Origin of the sequence: Rahnella perminowiae (genome assembly GCF_019049755.1) — a bacterium.
GTDB classification, from domain to species: Bacteria; Pseudomonadota; Gammaproteobacteria; order Enterobacterales; family Enterobacteriaceae; genus Rahnella; species Rahnella perminowiae.
In genome coordinates, this window is sequence record NZ_JAFMOS010000300.1 from 1 (window position 1) to 3,871 (window position 3,871).

At 50.5% G+C, this 3,871-nt stretch carries 4 protein-coding genes; 3 read left to right on the forward strand and 1 reads right to left on the reverse strand.

The window, feature by feature from the left end; genetic code table 11:
- The 3 genes from J1785_RS02725 to J1785_RS26985 all read left to right on the forward strand — a co-directional run.
- Positions 1-1,171: sensor histidine kinase (locus J1785_RS02725; RefSeq protein WP_217218751.1), on the forward strand; the 1,171-nt coding region annotated here is incomplete at its 5' end.
- Between the two features lie 17 nt (positions 1,172-1,188).
- Positions 1,189-2,241 (forward strand): response regulator transcription factor, encoded by a 1,053-nt coding sequence (locus tag J1785_RS02730; RefSeq protein WP_217218752.1) that lies wholly within the window; start codon positions 1,189-1,191, stop codon positions 2,239-2,241.
- A 225-nt stretch (positions 2,242-2,466) separates the two neighbouring features.
- On the forward strand, positions 2,467-2,907 hold the full coding sequence (locus J1785_RS26985) for a BMC domain-containing protein (protein ID WP_217218753.1): 441 nt from the start codon (positions 2,467-2,469) through the stop codon (positions 2,905-2,907).
- A 110-nt stretch (positions 2,908-3,017) separates the two neighbouring features.
- On the opposite strand, the gene pduF is transcribed toward J1785_RS26985, so the two are convergent.
- On the reverse strand, positions 3,018-3,827 hold the full coding sequence (gene pduF / locus J1785_RS02740) for an MIP/aquaporin family protein (protein ID WP_217218754.1): 810 nt from the start codon (positions 3,825-3,827) through the stop codon (positions 3,018-3,020).
- Positions 3,828-3,871: the final 44 nt, after the last annotated feature.

A 3,871-nucleotide genomic window follows, 5' to 3' on the forward strand; every position in this document is an offset into this window, starting at 1 on the left:
GGATAATTTCAGTAAATCAATGATGATTGCTTTAGTCGTCGTCGATCAGGATGGTGTGCCGGTCACGCAGGCGAGTGGTTTTTCAGATTTTTGCGCCCGTTCAAGGTGTAACCCATCTCTGGCAACGCATTGTTACGAAAGTGATAATGCCGGTGGCCGGGCCGCTATGCGGGCCGGGAAACCGGTGGTTTACCGCTGCTACTGCGGGTTTGTTGAGTTCGCCGTGCCGATCATGATAAACGATCATTATCTCGGGGCATTTATTTCCGGTCAGGTGAAAGTCGAGGAGGAGAAAGAGCGCACCATTCCTTATATCCTCGATAACAACCAAATATGGAAAGAGAATGCATGGCTGATCGATTTACATCAGGACGCTAAACGTATGCCATATGATCGTTTTGAATCTACGGCCTCCACGTTACTGCACGTCTCTTCTTATCTGGTGGAACAGGCGCATACCAATAATATTCAGCGCGAACTGCACAGGAAAGATCTGGAACTTACTGACGAATTACGTAAAAGAGTGGAAACAGAACGTTCACTGCATGAGGCAGAATTTAAAGCCCTGTCATATCAGATTAACCCGCACTTTCTCTTTAATGTATTAAATACCATTGGCCGCCTGGCATATCTGGAAAATGCTCAGCGGACAGAAAACATGGTACATGACTTCTCGGACATGATGCGTTATTTGCTGCGTAAAAGTAATCATGGCCTGATTACGCTGCGGCATGAAATTAATTATGTCACCAGTTATATGTCGATTCAGAAAGTGCGCATGAATGACCGTTTTGATTATCAGTGCGATATTCCTGAAAAGTATGCGGAAGTCGTCTGCCCGTTTTTGATATTGCAGCCCCTGGTCGAGAATTTTTTCAATTACGTCGTCGAACCGCGTGACACCCCCAGCTGGCTACGCATCAGCGCCAATGACGACGGGCATGATGTCATTCTGCAGGTGACCGACAACGGCGACGGTATTTCACCAGCCGACATTGCCAACATTTTATCCGGTGATGAAAATCGCCAGAAAGGCGGCATCGGTATTAATAATATAAAAAACCGGCTTCAGCTGTTATTTGGTGAAAGCTATGGACTGGGCATTTCCAGCCTCCATCAGCCACAAAGGGGAACCACCATCACCCTGAAATTCCCCATGCTGCAAGCCTGATAAACGGAGACGTGAGCATGTACAATATTGTGATTGTAGAAGATGAACTCATTGAATCTGAATCTTTGCGGCGGATTGTGTCTGAGTCCGTCGGTAATTCCATAGTACATGAAGCCAGTACCGGCAAGAAAGCCATCCAGCTGATCGACAAGCTTGATCAAATCGACATGATGTTGGTCGATATTAATATTCCGCTACCCAATGGTAATCAGGTGATTGAATATCTGCGGACCAAAAGCGCCAGTACCAAAGTGATTGTCACCACGGCCAACGATGATTTTGATCTTGTGCGCAGCATGCTCAACCTGAAAGTGGATGATTATTTGCTGAAGCCGGTGAAGAAAAGCACCCTGACCGATGCCATCCGTAAAACCCTCGACGTCAGTGATGTGGATATTGTGGCGTCGCGGGCGCTGAAACAAACCGTCGGTACGATGATCGAACGCTGCGATTATCCTCAGTGGCATAACTTCCTGTTTGACGCACTGGATAATACCTGCGCTGCCACGCCATCCGCCATAAGCCAGCGCAAAATACTGACAGATGTGCTCGAATTAATGCATCAGCACCTCATATCATGGGGGGAGAAAGGCCAGCCAGCGGCAAAGACAGTGACGGCGCTAATCCAGGAAATCAGCCAGTCCGGTATTTCCGCCAGCACCTACTACCGCATCATGTCCCGGCTGCTGAGCATCGGGGAAACGGTTTTCGACCATGCACTTAAGCACTTCACTGGCTCGATGAGCTTTATCGATCGCGCAAAATTCCACATCGAAAAAAACATTCTTGATAACCTGACGCTCGACGACATTGCCGCACGATCCTTTGTCAGTTCCTGTTATCTGAGCCGGGCGTTTAAGAAAATGACCGGCGCCGGTTTCTCAAAATACATCGCCGGCCGCAAGATAAACGTTGCCAAATCGCTGCTTCAGTGCAGTGACCTGAGGATCAATACCATTGCGCTGGAGCTTTCCTGGCAGGATGCCAACTATTTCTGCCGGATATTCAAAAAGGAAACCGGTATGGCCCCGTCTGATTTTCGTAAAATCGTCGCGCCTGTACCTGCTTAATGCGCAGACCGGTTAATTCTGTACGCGCACTCAGCGTGAGGGCAAAAAAATCCCCCCTGTCCGCAAGATAGTGTACGTCGCTTTCACCGGCCGCCTCTACCATAGGTGAGCCGTTGAACAACGTGACACAACTTCAGAGCGTATCTGTTGCAGGATCCTCGACCCGCGTTACCGTCAGGCTGTCTGCGACGCACTTCACTATGAATCTGGTAACAGGAGCGATCTATGCCCGGACAAAGTTTGGGATTAATTGAAACTGTCGGTCTGGCCGCTGCGGTGGAAGCCGCGGATGCCGCGATGAAATCCGCGCACGTCACGCTGGTCGGTTATGAACTCACTCAGGGCGGCGGTATGGTTACCGTCAAACTGGCAGGCGAAGTCGGCGCAGTCAACGCGGCCGTCGCGGCGGGAGTGATGGCAGCCAGCAAAGTCGGCACCGTCTTTGCGCACAAGGTGATTGCCCGCACGGCGCAATATCTTGAAAGCATGATTTATTCCACAGAAACCACTGGTATGACGCCCGCTAAATCTACGTTCACAACGCAGAAAGATCCGCAAAGCATACCCGTGGTTAATGTGGAAGCAACGCCAGCTCCGTACTCATGCATGGATTTTCAGGAAGAAGGGAAGAAGGGAAGAAGGAAGAGGAAGCGCCGGTCATCGTGAACAAAAGCCAAAAATCCCGTCGCGGCAACCGTAGAAAATAAGCGTTACCTGCACATAAAAAACGGCGATGCCACTGCACCGCCGTTTTTTATTGGTTGGGTTAGAAAAGCCTAAGATTTGGCGACATCCGCCACCGGTGCGTTTCCCGGCAGGTTTTTACCGATACACAGGCGATATACCGCAGCGCCCAGGCAGGCACCGATCACCGGAGCAATAATCGGGATCAGGAAATAGGGAATGTCGCGACCACCGGTCATGGCGATGTTGCCCCAGCCCGCGAAGAAGCTGAACAATTTAGGGCCAAAATCACGCGCCGGGTTCATGGCAAAACCGGTCAGCGGGCCGGTTGATGCGCCGAGAACGGCGACCAAAATGCCAATCAGCAACGGCCCCAGCGGACCACGCGGCACACCGTTACCGTCGTCGGTCAGCGCCATAATCAGCCCCATCAGAATTGAGGTGATAACCATTTCAATAAACGCCGCCTGCCACACGCTTATCGCCGCCGACGGATAGGTACTGAATATACTGGCCAGTTGCAGGCTTTCCACGCTGCCGCGCACCATATGATTGGCGTTTTCAAAATTAACAAACAAGTTGTGATAGAACATGTACGCCAGCAGCGCACCACCGAAAGCGCCAGCCACCTGCGCTATAATATAGGGTATTACTTTACGCGCGGGAAAACGGGCAAACAGCCACAAGGCTATCGTGATCGCCGGATTAAGGTGTGCGCCGGAAATGCCCGCCGTGAGATAGACGGCCAGTGAAATCCCCAGCCCCCACACAATACAGATTTCCCACAAACCGAAACTGGCCCCCGCCACTTTCACTGCTGCCAGACAACTGATGCCGAAAAACAAAAATAAGCCGGTACCGAGAAATTCCGCAATACATGGCGTCTTCACTGAATCATGCATACAACGACCTTATTTTGATTATATTTTTGAAAAGCTGAATATCC

Excerpts from the sequence above, each read along its gene's own strand:
- pduF (WP_217218754.1), bottom strand. The coding sequence starts at position 3,827 with ATGCATGATTCAGTGAAGACGCCATGTATTGCGGAATTTCTCGGTACC.
- J1785_RS26985 (WP_217218753.1), top strand. The coding sequence starts at position 2,467 with ATGCCCGGACAAAGTTTGGGATTAATTGAAACTGTCGGTCTGGCCGCT.
- J1785_RS02730 (WP_217218752.1), top strand. The coding sequence starts at position 1,189 with ATGTACAATATTGTGATTGTAGAAGATGAACTCATTGAATCTGAATCT.